This window comes from Agrobacterium sp. DKPNP3 (assembly GCF_052686535.1).
On sequence record NZ_JBQYSN010000042.1, the window covers coordinates 23084 to 38714 of the forward strand.

Consider the following 15631-nt stretch of genomic DNA (forward strand, 5'->3'; position numbering starts at 1 on the left):
TCTTCCGCCTCCGTGGAACACGATCCGCGATCTGCTATATCCGCTAATCGAGCTAAGGAACTCAGACTTCGCGTTATGTAGTAGTAAAGAGGTCCTGCCTTCAAGGCTTTTAACCCGCACAATATAATGCATGACGAAAGGTCGACTACGGAAACGCGGCCAACAATCTAAAGGCATCTTCGTTTCCAGTGTTTTAGGCTTGTATCTACCGCTGATCTTGGAAAGTCATTGCCTGCCAAAATGATCACTTCATGATTTTGCGAAACGCGGAATTAGCGCCCTAATGCACTCAATTGATCGGGTTAAATTTGCAACATACAGGTATTGGGCACAGCAATGAAAGGGGATTTTCAGCGCTTTTGACAAGTACTCCGGAGATATCAAAATCCCGATTTCTCGTGTCAAAATTCGAAATCGCGCTATCTGGCACAGCGGGATACAATGATCAAAACAGAAAGTCGAAATTATAAAAATGGTAGCGGGAGAGGGACTTGAACCCCCGACACGCGGATTATGATTCCGCTGCTCTAACCACCTGAGCTACCCCGCCACAGGGGAAACGTGACAGTCATTTGACTGGCCGCTCCATCAGGATGAGCGGCTTATAAGGTGCCGCTCCCTAAGGTGTCAAGCGCAAGATGCGCAAAAAATTCGCTTTCCGCATTGTTGCGAAAAGCGAATGGTTTCAGGCGGCAACCGGCTTTTCGAGGAGAGCCTTCAGCGATGCCTCGGCTTCTGCCGAGCGCTCGGAGCGCTCGATGAAGCCGCCGCCGTAAACGCGGGCATCGGCACCTGGGGCGGAATACAGAACGCAGGCCTGACCGGGCGCGACGCCCGCCTCACCTGTCATCAGATGCACATAGATTCCGTTTTCATCGGCGTGCAGCACCGCTTCTGTCGGCGGGCGGGTGGAGCGCACCTTGGCGTAACAGGCAAACCCCTTCCCGGCATCCTCGGTCAACTCACCGTCACCCAGCCAGTTCATGTCACGGAGATAGACACGGTGGGTTTCCAGGGCCTCCCGCGGGCCAACGATGACACGGCGGCCACGCGCATCGAGATGCACCACATAGAGGGGCTCACCTGTCGCCACTCCGATGCCGCGGCGCTGACCAATCGTATAATGCACGATGCCGTCGTGGCGGCCGAGCACACGGCCGTCCAGATGGACGATATCACCCGCCAGGGCCGCATTCGGCTTCAGCTTGTTGATGATATCGGTGTATTTGCCCTGCGGGACAAAACAGATGTCCTGACTGTCGGCCTTCTTGGCAACGACAAGTCCCATATCCTCGGCGAGCGCCCGGGTCTCGGCCTTGGAGAGACCGCCGAGCGGAAAACGCAGATAATCGATCTGTTCCTGCGTGGTCGCAAACAGGAACCAGCTCTGGTCGCGGTCGCTATCGATCGGTCTATAGAGCGCCCGCCGTCCCGGCTGGCCGGGAACCGGGTTGGGGCGCGAGCGGATGTAGTGGCCTGTCGCCAGCGCATCGGCGCCAAGTTCCTGCGCCGTTGCGAGCAGATCCGCGAATTTGACCGTCTGGTTGCAGGCAACGCAGGGTATTGGCGTTTCACCCATCGCGTAGGCCTCTGCAAAGGGATTGATCACGGTTTCGCGGAACCGCGCCTCATAATCCAGCACGTAATGCGGAATGCCAAGGGTTTCGCAGACCCTGCGCGCGTCATCGATATCCTGCCCAGCGCAACAGGAACCAGCGCGGTGCACCGCCGCACCATGATCGTAGAGCTGCAGCGTTATGCCAAGGACATCATAGCCCTCGCGTTTGAGGATTCCAGCAACTACGGAAGAATCGACGCCACCGGACATGGCGACAACGATCCGGGTATCTTCCGGCCTCTTGTCAAAATCGAGCGTGTTCACGTTTTTTCCCATCGTCAGTCATAACGGGGGTAAAGGCCCCGCCGCCTGTCGGTCATCCACAGCGAGCATATTGGCCGCCATTTCGGACTGCCTGCCTGCGGATCTAAGGGCTGCATATAGAAAGGAATGGCCTCGCACGCAAGTACGGGGCGGAAAACCGCCCCGTACTGTCGCGAACTCTGAGACGACCCTACGCGCCTGCCGTCTTCTGACCGCTGCTGCCGAACCACTTGTCGCGTTCCCTCCACAGCGCCGGCAGGGCCAGCAATCCAATAGCGGTAAAGGCGATGAGCGTTTTGTTCAGCTGCGAAAGCTCGGCCGTGCGCCCGTCCAGATAGTAGACGGCGTAGACGATAGCCACATGCCAGACGTAGACCTGAAGCGAGTGGCGGCCGAGCAGCTGCAGGAACTTCAGTGACAGGACCCAGATCACACCTTCGGCGATCGAACGCACGATCGGCCGGTGATGGTACGGACCTGCAATAACAAGCCATGTCAACCCTACGCCGACGGCGAGGAAGTTGATGAGGTAAACCGGGCCGAAGTCGGCACGGATTTCCATGGTCGAAAACTTGCCCATCATGAATTCGGGCATCAGGCCCCAGGCCGTGGCAATGCGCAGCGGCATGAAGAACAGGCAGATGAGAAGAGCAGCCTTCGGCAGCCACGTATGCTCCGGCGAGAAAATCTTCTTCCACGGAATGCGGTTCTGTGCGGTCATCGCGCCCATCACAAGAGCCGAATAAAACACAAGCTGCCAACCAAGCAGATTGAAGCTCACGCGGATACCCTGCTCATCTGCACCTTTGACAAGTTCGTTCAGCGGGGCCGTCACGATCTGCTGCAGGCCGAGCTGCCCGGCCATCCAGACCAGCAACGAGCCAGCCATGACATAGGCCCACTTGCCATCTAGGCAAAGCTTTACAAGGATCGGCGCGAACAGCATGTAGACGATATATTGCGGCAGAATATCCATAAAGGTTGGCTGGAATAGGAATGTCGCAATCGCTGCGAGACGCAGCGGATCGTCAAACGACGTCATGCCAAGCCAGTTGTACCAGATGTAAGGCGCATGGGGGATGACCATGCGGAAAAACAGGACCGCGATGACAAGACCCATCGCGTAGCGATAAAGCTCCATGGCCCTGTTCCAGATCATCTGCTTGCCGGCATCGTAGCCGTATTTCATCATTTTTCGGGCATAGACCATGCCGATCAGCAGACCGGACAGGAACACGAAGCCCTGCGCATCCTCGACGAATGCGAATTGTCGGTGATTGATTTCCACCAGCCAGAAGCCGCCAGCAAACACCAGATGGTTGATCATCATGAAGACGAGGAAGTAACCACGCATCCCGTCGATCAGGTCGAAGCGTTTCATTTCGATAGCTCTCCGTTCTCGCGGGCCGTGCATTGCCCGGCCACCCAGCCCGGCCTGCGAGACGCCGGGAATTGGATTGTCAACGCGGATTTTCTGCTGAAGTTCCCTGCCCAAAGCGGTTTAGGACTATCGCGAAAATTCACATTGGCGTGTACAGAGCGTGGTTAGAATGTCGGGACTGAATGGCCGATGAATGAAAAAAGGCGATTCCGTGGAGGAATTAGCCATGCGCGTGTGATATGCCTCGACTTTCAGGGTGTAAAGCCTTGCATAGCAACGCGAGACGAAAAACGGCCGTCAATCGCCCGGCGAGATGTCGTCCGTAAGATTTTGCCGCGCTTTCTCCTGTGAGGAAGGCGCTCCCCCGACAGGAAAAAGCCCGGAGCAATTGAACCCCGGGCTTCTCGAATCATGCGTGACAAAAATTATCAGGCGGCGGCCTGAATCGCAGCAACCTGCCAGTTATCATTTCCTGGACGGCGAACGAAGGTCCACATCTCAATCGCTTCGGATGGATGCATCTCATCGCCCTCGATCACCTTGCCAGAATTGCGATCCCGCATCACGTCAATAGCGGAATAACGCATCGCAACGGTTGCGTAATCCTGTCCTTCCTCGTGCCATGCCTCGGCAACATCGCCCTGGAGCAGGGTCACGTCACGCACGTCGTTCTTCACGCCGCTCGTCGCGTTGTCGCTCAGTTCCTCGGCGAGATAGGACATGGCTTCCGGCGTCGTCAGTTTGCGCAATGTGCCGTAGTCTTCGGCAGCATAGGCGGCCTGAACATCCTCCAGCATCTTCTGGAAGGTTTCGAGATCGCTCTGGGTAATCCCGATTTCATCGCCTTCGGACATGGCGTTAGCATGCGCTACAGGCTTGGCCGTCGCAGTCGCCGCCGTGGCCGTCGCCGCGCCGGCGGTTGTGCCAGCCAGGGCTCCGATTTTCGGGATCTTGAAGGACGATGCTGCCGGGCCAGACTGGGGACCACCGTTGAAGGAGGAGCGCGTGTTATCAGCGCGCTGAGAATTGCCTGCAGAACCATAGGCCGGCTGGCCCTGACGGCGCGAGGCGAAGAAGCGCATGGCAAGCATCACCAGCAAGCCAATCAATGCCACCTGCAACAACATGCCGAAGAAGCCAGCCATGCCGCCGAAGCCGCCGCCAAGGAGCATGCCGAACAGGCCGCCCATGAGCAGACCGCCCATCAAACCACCCATCATGCCGCCAAACAGGCCGCGGCTCTGCTGCGGAGCCTGGGCGCCTGGACGGGCAGGCTGAGCCGTGCTCGGTGCAGCCTGATTGGTGTTGGGCGTCATGCTACGATTGATCGGCGCGGTCTGGCCGGGTGCCGTGCTGGTCGAAGGGGGTGCGGAGTAGGTCCGCGTTCCACGGCTGCCGAATCCGCCGCTGGCGCGGCGCGCCTCTGCCATGTCAACCGCAACGAAAGACACCGCGATACCAAGCGCGGCGACTGCAAACAAACCCTTGAAGCGCCGAAAGGCAGCAAACATCGTTATCTCCTGTTGGCCACCCTCCCATGAGCGGCATCTCGCCAGCCGATATAGCAACTCACGATCATCATTTTTAGACCGCGCGGCTTAAATTTTTTGTGATATGCAACCACTGCGCGATACAGATGGCAAAAGCCGCAATAATGACAACTGGAAACAAAAACCGGCACAGGGTTTCCCCCGCACCGGTTCCTATTGTCCCCTTGGGAGGAACGATAGATCAGTCGACGTTAAACGTCAGCGGTTTGACCTGGCGGATGGCCGGGTTGGCGCGCAGCTTGTCCAGCACCTCTTCGGAAACCGGGCCGTCAACGTAAAGCAGGGCGATGGCGTCGCCGCCTTCCTTTTCACGGCCGAGCTGGAAGTTCGCGATGTTGACGCCAGCTTCGCCGAGCGTGGTTCCCATGAAGCCGATCATGCCGGGAACGTCCGTATTGGTGATGTAGATCATGTGCGCGCCAACGTCGGCGTCCATATTGATGTTCTTGATCTGGATAAAGCGTGGCTTGCCGTCCGAAAACACCGTGCCGGCAACCGAGCGGATCTGGTTTTCCGTCTTCACCGTCAGCTTGATGTAGCCATCGTAAACGCCGGTCTTGTCGCGCTTGACTTCGGACAGGATGATGCCCTTCTCCTTGATCATGACAGGCGCCGAAACCATGTTCACGTCAGCTACCTGGCTGCGAATGAGGCCGGCCAGCAACGCGCTGGTCAACGCCTTGGTGTTCATGTTGGCGGTTGCGCCATCGTAAAGGATTTCGATTTCCTTAGTGGCGCTTTCCTGCACCTGACCAACGAAAGAACCGAGAACATCCGCCAGACGAATGAAGGGCTTCAGACGCGGTGCTTCGTCAGCCGTGATCGACGGCATGTTGATGGCGTTGGAGACCGCACCCTTGACGAGGTAGTCCGACATCTGCTCGGCAACCTGAAGAGCGACATTCTCCTGAGCTTCGGTGGTCGACGCGCCGAGATGCGGCGTGCAGACGACGTTCGGCAAGCCGAAGAGCGGGCTCTCGGTGGCGGGCTCAACTTCAAACACGTCGAAACCGGCGCCAGCGACATGGCCGGACTTGATGGCTTCGGCAAGAGCTGCCTCATCCACCAGACCGCCACGGGCGCAGTTGACGATACGAACGCCCTTCTTGGTCTTGGCAAGGTTCTCGGCATTGAGGATGCCGCGCGTCTTGTCGGTCATCGGTACATGCAGGGTGATGAAATCGGCCTGCGCCAGCAGCTCGTCCAGCTCAACCTTGGTGACGCCCATCTCCTGCGCGCGCTCCGGCGAAAGGAAGGGGTCGTAGGCCAGAACATGCATCTTGAGGCCAAGCGCACGCGAGCAGACGATGGAGCCGATATTGCCGGCACCGATGACTCCGAGCGTCTTGCCGGTGATCTCTACACCCATGAACTTCGACTTTTCCCACTTGCCGGCCTGCGTGGAGCTATCGGCTGCCGGAAGCTGGCGCGCGACGGCAAACATCAAAGCGATGGCGTGTTCCGCCGTCGTGATGGAGTTGCCGAAAGGCGTGTTCATGACGATGATACCGCGGCGCGAGGCAGCCGGGATGTCAACATTGTCGACGCCGATGCCGGCGCGGCCGATGACCTTAAGATTGGTCGCGGCTTCGATCAGCTTTTCGGTCGCCTTGGTGGCGGAACGGATGGCAAGGCCATCATAATTGCCGATGATTTCGGCGAGCTTATCCTTGTCCTTGCCGAGCTTCGGCTGGAAATCGACTTCGACGCCACGATCACGGAAAATCTGGACGGCGGTTTCCGACAGTTCGTCGGATACGAGTACGCGAGGTGCCATGGTTCACGGGCTCCTTGGAGGAAGGGATGGAAATGTGCGAATGGGAAATGCGCGGCCCTGCATCACCGCAGGGCCGGTATCAAAATCAGGCCGCGGCCTTGGAAAGCGTTGCCTTCTGTGTCTCATAAGCCCAGGCGAGCCAGGGCATGACGGCTTCCATATCCGCCGTCTCGATGGTCGCGCCGGCCCAGATGCGCAAACCGGACGGTGCGTCACGGTAAGCGCCGATATCGAGGGCGACATTCTCCTTTTCGAGCAAGGCGACGATGCCCTTAGCAAAATCTGCCTGCGCGGCGGCATCCAGCGCCTGTACCTCGGGATCAACGATCTTGAGGCAGACGGACGTGTTGGAGCGGGTTTCCGGCTTCACGGCCAGATTGGCAATCCAGTCGTTCTTCTCGATGAAGTCGTAGATAACCTTGGCATTGGCGTCAGCACGGCCGATCAGCGCGTTGAGGCCACCGAGGTTCTTTGCCCAGAGCAGCGCGTCAATGTAATCTTCAACGCAGAGCATGGACGGCGTGTTGATGGTTTCGCCGGTAAAGATGCCTTCGATCAGCTTGCCGCCGGAGACCATGCGGAAGATTTTCGGCAGCGGCCAGGCAGGGGCATAGCTCAGCAGACGCTCAACGGCGCGCGGCGACAGGATGATGACGCCATGACCGCCCTCGCCGCCCAGAACCTTCTGCCAGGAGAAGGTGACGACGTCGAGCTTCGCAAAGTCCATGTCCTGCGCAAACGCCGCGGAGGTGGCGTCGCAGATGGTCAGACCCTTGCGATCGGCGGGAATGAAATCGGCGTTGGGAACACGAACGCCCGAGGTCGTGCCGTTCCATGTAAAGACCACGTCACGGTCGAAATCGACGTCGGCAAGGTTCGGCAGCAGGCCATAATCGGCCTCGAACTTGCGAACGTCCTTCAGCTTCAGCTGCTTGACGACGTCGGTGACCCAGCCGGCGCCGAAGCTTTCCCAGGCCAGCATATCGACGCCACGTTCACCGAGCAGCGACCAGAGCGCCATTTCTACGGCGCCGGTGTCGGACGCGGGAACGATGCCGATACGATAATCGGCGGGAACATTGAGAATTTCACGGGTGAGATCGATGGCCTGCTTCAGCTTGGCTTTGCCAACCTTGGCGCGATGCGAGCGACCGAGCGGTGCATCGGAGAGAGCATCTAGCGACCAACCGGGGCGCTTCGAGCAGGGACCAGAGGAAAAATGCGTATTGCCCGGACGAACGTCCGGCTTCACGATATCTGTCATTTAACTACCCTTTCAGATAGGCGCCTCTCGTTAGGGAGAGGTGTCCTGACGCCGTTGCTATTCCTGTCGCCGGTTCCAGTCAAGCGGATAATGTCGCTGCGCAAAAGAATCTTGGCCAATATGCGCCATGCGCGGCGTCAGATGCCGGTAAAACAAAACCGCCCGCAACCCGAAGGGTGCGGACGGTCTGAAACTACCAGCGGTGCGTGACGTTTATTTATAAACGGCAGGCTGCAGCGGAATATCGGCGGGCGGCATGTACTGCGCTGTATCGCAACCGTTGAAGACATAACGACCGCCGAGACGCACTTCATGCGAATAGAGGCCCTTGTCGCGGCCGGGGCCGCCATTGTTCTCATAGGCAAACATTTCGCCCTTGTTGATGTGGCGGAAACGATAGCCGACATCGGCCTTCAGATTACAGGTGACATCGATAGAAGCACCAGCCATCAGCGCGTAAGCGAAGCGCCACTTGCCACGACCGCCGTGTTCCGTCGTCTCGTCGCAGTAGCCCGATCCATCGGTCGCGCAGGAGGTGTTGCGAAGCTTGTCCCACTTGACGTAGGCAGCACCGACGCCGCCGCCAACGTAAGGCGTGACGCGACCATAGGTGCCGAGATCGACATAGGCATTAGCCATCAGCGTGTAGGCGCGCAACGCGGCCAGATCGGTAGAAACGCAGGGAGCGCCATTGCCACAGAACCCGCGGGTGGAGCCACGGAAGTCCGCCTTGCCCATATAGTCGAAGGTCAGATCGCTGCGGAAATAGTTGTTGAACTGGTAACCGACACCCGCGCCGATATTGTAGCTGTCCTTGATTTTCGCGGTTTCGAAATCCGCGAGATAGCCACCAGGTCCACCCTGATAATAATTAGCGCCACGAAGCTTGTTGAAGGAATAACCGACGTCGCCGCGCAGGTACCAGCCACTTGCCTGAGTGACGGACACCTCGGGGGCATCGACATAGGCAGGTGCGGGCTCGGCTTGATAAAGATCGGCAGCGATGGCGCTTGTACCGGTCAGCAGGACGGCCAGAAATCCGGCCAGGACGTTTTTCATGACTTCCACTCCAGAAGAGGCACGTGCGGTTCGGCAGCAGATGCCAGTGAACTGTTCAGTCATGGAGATTGACGTAAAATGGTTAAGTCCCAATTAACCACGATGATTCACTATGTTTATTAGATAAACCCCAAATAAAAAGCCGGCCTCCTCCGGGACCGGCTTTTTACATCCAAACCAAATCAGTTACGCCGCAGAGCGTGCGTTGGTTATGACGACGACGAGATCATTGACGATCTGCTCCACCTTGGCGCTGTCGTCCCCTTCCGCCATGACACGGATGAGCGGCTCGGTGCCGGAAGGACGGATAACCAGGCGGCCGTCACTGGCCAATGCACTTTCGGCATCCGCAATGGCCTGCTGCACCACAGGATTTTCGAGCGGTTTGCCACCGGAGATACGGACATTCTTCAGAAGCTGCGGCACAGGCTCGAACTTGCGGCAGACCTCGCTGACAGTGCGGCCCGAGCGCTTGACCTTCGCCAGAACCTGCAGGGCGGCGACAAGGCCATCCCCCGTCGTGCCGTAGTCCGACAACACGATATGACCCGACTGCTCGCCACCGACGTTGAAATTGTGGTTGCGCATATGCTCAACAACGTACCGGTCACCGACCTTTGTGCGTGCAAGCGTCAGTCCCTGATCGCCGAGGAATCGCTCAAGGCCAAGATTGGACATGACAGTCGCAACGATGCCGCCGCCACGAAGCATGTTGTCTGCCGCCCAGCTATCGGCAATCGTTGCCATCAACTGGTCGCCGTCGACGATTTCGCCGCGTTCGTCGACGATAATAACGCGATCCGCATCGCCATCGAGCGCAATGCCGATATCGGCCCGCACCTCGTGGACCTTCTTCTGAAGGGCTTCCGGGTGAGTGGAGCCACATTCGAGGTTGATGTTGATACCATTCGGCTCGTTGCCGATGGTGACAACCTCGGCACCAAGCTCCCACAGAGCGGCAGGCGCTACCTTGTAGGCCGCACCATTCGCACAGTCGATGGCAATCCGAAGACCGCTCAGCGTGACGTCACGTGGCAGGGTGCGTTTGACGAATTCAATATAGCGATAGATATCGCCATCCACACGCTTCGCCCGGCCGATCTCAGATGGCTTGGCAAGCTGGGCGTAAATATCCTTGTCGAGGAGGTCTTCGATCTCCAGTTCCAGCTCGTCGGAAAGCTTGTAGCCATCGGGCCCGAAAAGTTTGATGCCATTGTCAGAGAACGGATTATGGGATGCGGAGATCATCACACCGATATCGGCCCGCAGCGAGCGCGTCAGCATGCCCACGGCCGGGGTCGGGATCGGTCCGAGCAGAAACACGTCCAGTCCTGCCGCCGTAAAGCCCGCGACCAGCGCATTCTCAAGCATATATCCGGAGAGCCGCGTATCCTTACCGATGACCACGCGATGGCGATGATGACCACGGCGGAAAATCGTTCCTACGGCAATGCCCACCCGCATCGCCAGATCAGGCGTCATCGGGAAGACGTTCGATTGTCCGCGGATACCATCGGTTCCGAAATAACGACGTGCCATTTGAACTCCAAATCTCTCAGGCTTGCCGGGCAAAGACAAAAACAACCGGCAGCGTTTTTGGCTAGATGCCACAAACGAGAATGAACAGCACGTAAATTACCACAAAAATGGCTTATATCTTGTTACCAGAATGAAAAGGCCACCTGGAAATCCGGGTGGCCTTTTACAATAGCAAAACTGCTGGAGCTGTCAGTGCGGCTGCGGCTCCATGCCACCCTCCGCCTCACCGTCGCCTTTGGCCTCGCCGTCACCCTTGGCCTCGCTCGGGCCGTCCTTCTTGGTGCCAGCCTTTGGCACTGCCGAGCCACGGCTACCGGGCGAATCATCGCCCAGATCGCGCGCGGGCTTCTCGCCCTTCAAGAGGGCCTTGATTTCGTCGCCCGTCAGGGTCTCGTATTCAAGCAGACCTTCTGCAATCGCCACGAAGCCATCGTGGTTTTCCGTCAGGATGCGCCGCGCTTCGGCGTAAGCTTCATCGATCAGGCGACGAACTTCGGTGTCGATCGTCTGAGCAGTGGCTTCAGAAACATTCTTCGACTGAGACACGGAGTGGCCGAGGAAGACTTCCTGCTGGTTTTCACCGTAGGACACCTGGCCAAGAGCGTCGGAGAAGCCCCACTGCGTGACCATGGCGCGGGCAAGCTTGGTCGCCTGCTCGATGTCCGAGGACGCGCCCGAGGTAATGTTCTCCTTGCCGAAAGTCAGCTCTTCGGCGACGCGGCCACCCATCATGATCACGAGACGCGATACCATCCACTTGTAGCTCATGGAATAGCGGTCGCCCTCCGGCAGCTGCATCACCATGCCCAGGGCGCGACCGCGCGGAATGATCGTCGCCTTGTGCAACGGATCGGCAACGGCAACTTTCAGCGCGGTGATGGCGTGACCGGCTTCGTGGTAGGCGGTCAGCTTCTTTTCGGCCTCGGTCATGGCGGAGGAGCGGCGCTCCGCGCCCATCATGATCTTGTCCTTGGCGTCTTCGAACTCCTGCATGGTAACCACGCGCTTGTTGCGACGGGCGGCCATCAGGGCAGCTTCGTTGACGAGGTTCATCAAGTCCGCACCGGAAAAACCGGGAGTGCCGCGGGCCAGAACCTTGAGGTCGACATTCGGTGCCAGCGGCACGTTGCGGATATGCACCTTGAGGATGCGTTCACGCCCGACGATGTCAGGGTTCGGCACGACAACCTGACGGTCGAAGCGGCCGGGACGCAGAAGTGCGGGGTCCAGAACGTCAGGACGGTTGGTCGCCGCGATGAGGATGATGCCCTCATTCGCCTCGAAGCCGTCCATCTCGACGAGAAGCTGGTTCAGCGTCTGTTCGCGTTCGTCGTTACCGCCACCCAGGCCGGCACCACGATGGCGGCCAACGGCGTCAATTTCGTCGATGAAGATGATGCAGGGCGCATTCTTCTTGGCCTGCTCGAACATGTCGCGTACGCGGCTTGCGCCGACGCCGACGAACATTTCAACGAAGTCCGAGCCTGAAATGGTGAAGAACGGGACGTTTGCCTCACCCGCGACGGAACGCGCAAGAAGCGTCTTACCAGTGCCCGGGGGACCGACAAGCAGCACGCCGCGCGGAATCTTGCCGCCAAGGCGCTGAAACTTCTGCGGGTCACGCAGGAATTCCACGATTTCCTCAAGATCCTGCTTGGCTTCGTCCACGCCAGCCACGTCGTCAAATGTGACGCGTCCATGCGCTTCCGTCAGCAGCTTTGCCTTGGATTTGCCAAAGCCCATCGCGCCCCGCGAGCCGCCCTGCATTTGCCGCATGAAAAACAGCCAGACGCCGAGGATGAGGAACATCGGCAAAAGTGTGCCGAGGTAGCTCAGGAAGCCGGAGGAGCCGTCACTTTCCGGACGCGCCACGATGGTGACGTTCTTGCTCTGCAAGCGCTCCATCAGGCTGTCGTCAATGACGGGGGAATAGGTCTGAAAGGCCGTGCCGTTTTCAGTATAGGTTCCGAGAACCCGGTTACCAGTGACGGTCACGTCACGAACTCGCCCGGAGTCCACATCACGAAGGAACTGGGAATACGGGATTTCCCGCGAACCAGTCTGCGTCGGCGATGTCTGGAACATACTGAACAACGCGATCAGCAACAGGGCGATCACGGCCCACAAGGCGAAATTTCTGAAATTTGGGTTCATCGAACTCCCCGAACTCACACGGACAAACCTGCTGCCCGCCATTATGTGCCCCTAACATAAGGACGACATATGCCCTTGCCAAGGCAAAGCGCACTTTCTGATGCGTTTTGGTGTAAAAACTCTTCCAAAGCAATTCACGAAAAAGAGGCCGGATTTAAACCGGTGGCTGTGGATAGGCAGGTCGCCCGAATAAAGCAGCGATTGCATTTGCCAGTTCGAGGTCGAAACGCGGCAGGAAAAGGTCGAAAGGCGCAAGTCTCGGTGCGATGCTGACGGCATCAGGCGGCAGCGGCACACCAACCTGAGCTGCGGCAATTTGCGGCAGCCCCGCCACAGCCTGTTTCAGGACGCTCGATGGCGCCGTGGCAAAAGGCCCTACCAACCGAGCGGCATCGCCAGCGCTGCCCGCTTTGACAAGCACCGAAACGGGCGATCCATTCTTCACGGCGAAGCGGTCATCCCAAACCGCTGTCTTTTGCGAACCGACCAACAGCTGCGGAAGGTTTCGTTGCTCGCGTAGCAGATAAAGGGCGTCGCGCCGTCGATCCAGAAGCACACGTCCCACCGTCATCCGCCCGGCGTCGCCCTCTCGCAGAAACTCCAGGACACGCTCCATGCTGCCTGCAGCCGGGAAAAACGCTCTGCCGCCCAGAGTGGCAATCAGGGCTGCCAGCCCGTGGCGAAACTCCGGGCGATCGGGATCGACGTCTTCATTGGCGATTCTGGCCAGTGCCGCATGCAAGATTTGGGCGCGATCCGCCAGAAATGCGGCTGTCTTCCGAGCAAGGACCTGTCGTTTGAGGGACAGCTCAAAATCGATTGGTGAGGGAGACCGAGAGAGGCTGTTGCGGACCCGCACGCGTTCATATCGTACGTTTTCATTGCTGGGGTCGTCGAGCCAAGTCTGCGCACGGGACAGGACATAGCCACGGATCGCCTGCCTCTCACAACGGAGGAAGGGCCGCATGACCCAGCATTGACCTTCGTATAAAACCGCATCTGCCATACCGGAAAGGCCGACAGCCTCACTGCCGCCATTGCGGGCGGCACGCATCGCCACGGTTTCCCGCTGGTCGCCCAGCGTATGCCCGGTCACCACAAAATCAGCGCGGGTTTGCCGGAACACCTCCGCGACCAGACGGTAGCGGGCCAATCGCGACGCCTCGGAAATGCCGGAGGCGGGCTTGGCGCCCTCCCATCGGCGGATCATATGGGGAACTGAAAGCTCAGCGCAAAGTTTCGCGACCCTTTCGGCCTCATAAGCCGATTCGGCTCTCAACGCATGGTCGACAGTGACGGCGGAAAGCTGGAGGCGCTCCCGCCCTGTTTCCGCCTGTACCTGACACAGCGCCAGCAACAGGCCTGTTGAATCGCTGCCGCCGGAGATTGCAACGAGGATGTGGGTGGGCTTGCCTAGATTTTCGACAAAGGACCGTGCCGCGGTGAGCGGCGAAACCGGCGCGTCCGGCTGGGTGCCATCATCAGGCATAGACATACCCGCCCTCGCAGGGGAAAATCAGCAGCTGAGACGCTTCTGTTCGCTGGCAACCTTGCTCAGCACGGTCTTCGACGCGTTGGGGTAGCGCTTCGGCACCTCTCGCAGGGTCGCGCAGGCCGTTTCGGTATTGTCGAGAGCCGCAAGCGACATGCCGAGCTTCATCAACATTTCGGGAGCCTTTGGCGATTTGCCGTAAGCCTGGTGGCCGTTCAGGAAAGTCTTGGCAGCTTCGTTGAACTTGCCTTGAGAATATTGCGCTTCACCCAGCCAGAAGCTGGCATCCGCAGCCTTTGAACCCTTCGGATACCCCTGAAGGTACTGCTGAAAGCCCTGTTCTGCCAACTTGTAATCACCGGACAGCACATGGCCATAGGCCGCCTGATAGATGTCGCCCTCGCTCGTCAGAGCGGCGGTATTGACCGGGTCCGTTTTACGCGGGGCGTTGCCCGTCGTCACACCCGGAAGGCTGCCGGAAGAATTGTTCGCGCCCGAGTTAAGCGTACCACCGATCGGCATCCCCTTCGAGTCGAGTTCGATCGAACCCAAAGTCGTCTCACCCGGCGCGGCGGTCGGAGCATTGGAGGGAGCAGACGGAGAAACGGAAGCGCCACCCTGGGGTGGCGTTTCGATGATTGTTGCAACGTCGTCGGTCGGAGGTGTCGCCGGACTGACCGGGCTTGCTTCCGCCTTCTTTTTCGGCGCTGCTGCGGGACTTGCACCCTTGCCGCCTTCCAGTTCCTGGAAGCGGAATTCATTGTCTTCCTGCGCCTTGCGGATGGTTTCCTGCATCTGCAGAAGCTGGAAGCTCATTTCTTCGATACGGCCGTTGAGCTGCCGGATCTGCTCTTCAAGCTGCTGAACGCGATAGGCTTCATTGGCCTGAACCCGGATGACCGGGGGCTGCTGTTGAGAGTTGATCGTGCCGAAGCTACCCCCCGCACCGAACAGCGGACCCGAAACGGCAGTGCCGCTCAAGCCGGTGCAGGCTGCAAGCCCCAGCATTCCCGCCACGACAAGTTTCTTCATCTCATTCGTCCTGCCTTAACTGATTTGCATCGGAATGATGCAACCCGGATTTTTTCCATATCAACCGAAAAAGCAACTTAACTTCGGCCAAACTATGAAAAAATAAAAGGCGGCCCGAAGACCGCCCTTCATTCACGTTCACAATAGCGTCAGACGATTACATGCCAGCGCCGCCGAGAACCGTCACAGCGCGACGGTTCTGCGACCAGCAGGAGATGTCGTCGCAGACAGCGACCGGACGTTCCTTGCCGTAGGAGATCGTCTTCATGCGGTTTGCCGGCACGCCCTGAGAGATCAGGAAGTCACGGGTCGCTGCGGCGCGGCGGGCGCCGAGCGCAAGGTTGTATTCACGCGTGCCGCGCTCGTCGGCATGACCTTCAACAGTGATGGCGTATTTCGGATAACGAGCCAACCACTGAGCCTGACGCTGAAGGGTCTGCTGCGCGTCGGCGCGGATCGAGGTGGAATCGGTGTCGAAGAAGATGCGGTCGCCGACATTGA

The 15631-nt window shown here is 58.7% G+C and carries 11 protein-coding genes and 1 tRNA gene; all 12 read right to left on the reverse strand.

Going from position 1 to position 15631, the window contains the following annotated elements; all coding sequences use genetic code 11:
* Positions 1 to 473 precede the first annotated feature (473 nt).
* Positions 474 to 550 (reverse strand) — tRNA-Met (locus ACUTJJ_RS13315).
* Between the two features lie 135 nt (positions 551 to 685).
* The gene (gene mnmA, locus ACUTJJ_RS13320; RefSeq protein ID WP_445542472.1) at positions 686 to 1882 is read right to left on the reverse strand and encodes a tRNA 2-thiouridine(34) synthase MnmA; all 1197 of its coding nucleotides are present in this window, start codon (positions 1880 to 1882) and stop codon (positions 686 to 688) included.
* A gap of 190 nt (positions 1883 to 2072) precedes the next feature.
* Positions 2073 to 3263, reverse strand: coding sequence for an OpgC family protein (locus tag ACUTJJ_RS13325; RefSeq protein ID WP_445542473.1), 1191 nt, complete (start codon positions 3261 to 3263; stop codon positions 2073 to 2075).
* A 428-nt stretch (positions 3264 to 3691) separates the two neighbouring features.
* The gene (locus tag ACUTJJ_RS13330) at positions 3692 to 4774 is read right to left on the reverse strand and encodes a Tim44 domain-containing protein (RefSeq protein WP_445542474.1); all 1083 of its coding nucleotides are present in this window, start codon (positions 4772 to 4774) and stop codon (positions 3692 to 3694) included.
* A gap of 220 nt (positions 4775 to 4994) precedes the next feature.
* A complete protein-coding gene (serA, locus tag ACUTJJ_RS13335; RefSeq protein WP_144576658.1) occupies positions 4995 to 6590 on the reverse strand; it encodes a phosphoglycerate dehydrogenase in 1596 nt (531 codons plus the stop codon).
* 85 nt (positions 6591 to 6675) lie between these two features.
* A complete protein-coding gene (locus ACUTJJ_RS13340) occupies positions 6676 to 7854 on the reverse strand; it encodes a phosphoserine transaminase (RefSeq protein ID WP_445542475.1) in 1179 nt (392 codons plus the stop codon).
* Positions 7855 to 8067: 213 nt separating this feature from the next.
* Entirely contained in the window at positions 8068 to 8913 is an 846-nt protein-coding gene (locus ACUTJJ_RS13345; RefSeq protein ID WP_445542476.1) for an outer membrane protein, read from the reverse strand.
* Positions 8914 to 9099: 186 nt separating this feature from the next.
* Entirely contained in the window at positions 9100 to 10452 is a 1353-nt protein-coding gene (gene glmM / locus ACUTJJ_RS13350; RefSeq protein ID WP_445542477.1) for a phosphoglucosamine mutase, read from the reverse strand.
* Between the two features lie 189 nt (positions 10453 to 10641).
* Positions 10642 to 12606, reverse strand: coding sequence for an ATP-dependent zinc metalloprotease FtsH (gene ftsH / locus ACUTJJ_RS13355; RefSeq protein WP_110758059.1), 1965 nt, complete (start codon positions 12604 to 12606; stop codon positions 10642 to 10644).
* Between the two features lie 154 nt (positions 12607 to 12760).
* Positions 12761 to 14095, reverse strand: a complete 1335-nt coding sequence (gene tilS, locus ACUTJJ_RS13360; RefSeq protein ID WP_445542480.1) for a tRNA lysidine(34) synthetase TilS — start codon at positions 14093 to 14095, stop codon at positions 12761 to 12763.
* A gap of 27 nt (positions 14096 to 14122) precedes the next feature.
* Entirely contained in the window at positions 14123 to 15130 is a 1008-nt protein-coding gene (gene ybgF, locus ACUTJJ_RS13365; RefSeq protein ID WP_445542478.1) for a tol-pal system protein YbgF, read from the reverse strand.
* A 157-nt stretch (positions 15131 to 15287) separates the two neighbouring features.
* Positions 15288 to 15631, reverse strand: a 344-nt coding sequence (gene pal, locus ACUTJJ_RS13370; RefSeq protein ID WP_445542479.1) for a peptidoglycan-associated lipoprotein Pal, incomplete at its 5' end; no start/stop codon positions are given.

Excerpts from the sequence above, each read along its gene's own strand:
- ACUTJJ_RS13325 (WP_445542473.1), bottom strand. The coding sequence starts at position 3,263 with ATGAAACGCTTCGACCTGATCGACGGGATGCGTGGTTACTTCCTCGTC.
- ACUTJJ_RS13330 (WP_445542474.1), bottom strand. The coding sequence starts at position 4,774 with ATGTTTGCTGCCTTTCGGCGCTTCAAGGGTTTGTTTGCAGTCGCCGCG.
- serA (WP_144576658.1), bottom strand. The coding sequence starts at position 6,590 with ATGGCACCTCGCGTACTCGTATCCGACGAACTGTCGGAAACCGCCGTC.
- ACUTJJ_RS13340 (WP_445542475.1), bottom strand. The coding sequence starts at position 7,854 with ATGACAGATATCGTGAAGCCGGACGTTCGTCCGGGCAATACGCATTTT.
- ACUTJJ_RS13345 (WP_445542476.1), bottom strand. The coding sequence starts at position 8,913 with ATGAAAAACGTCCTGGCCGGATTTCTGGCCGTCCTGCTGACCGGTACA.
- glmM (WP_445542477.1), bottom strand. The coding sequence starts at position 10,452 with ATGGCACGTCGTTATTTCGGAACCGATGGTATCCGCGGACAATCGAAC.
- ftsH (WP_110758059.1), bottom strand. The coding sequence starts at position 12,606 with ATGAACCCAAATTTCAGAAATTTCGCCTTGTGGGCCGTGATCGCCCTG.
- tilS (WP_445542480.1), bottom strand. The coding sequence starts at position 14,095 with ATGCCTGATGATGGCACCCAGCCGGACGCGCCGGTTTCGCCGCTCACC.
- ybgF (WP_445542478.1), bottom strand. The coding sequence starts at position 15,130 with ATGAAGAAACTTGTCGTGGCGGGAATGCTGGGGCTTGCAGCCTGCACC.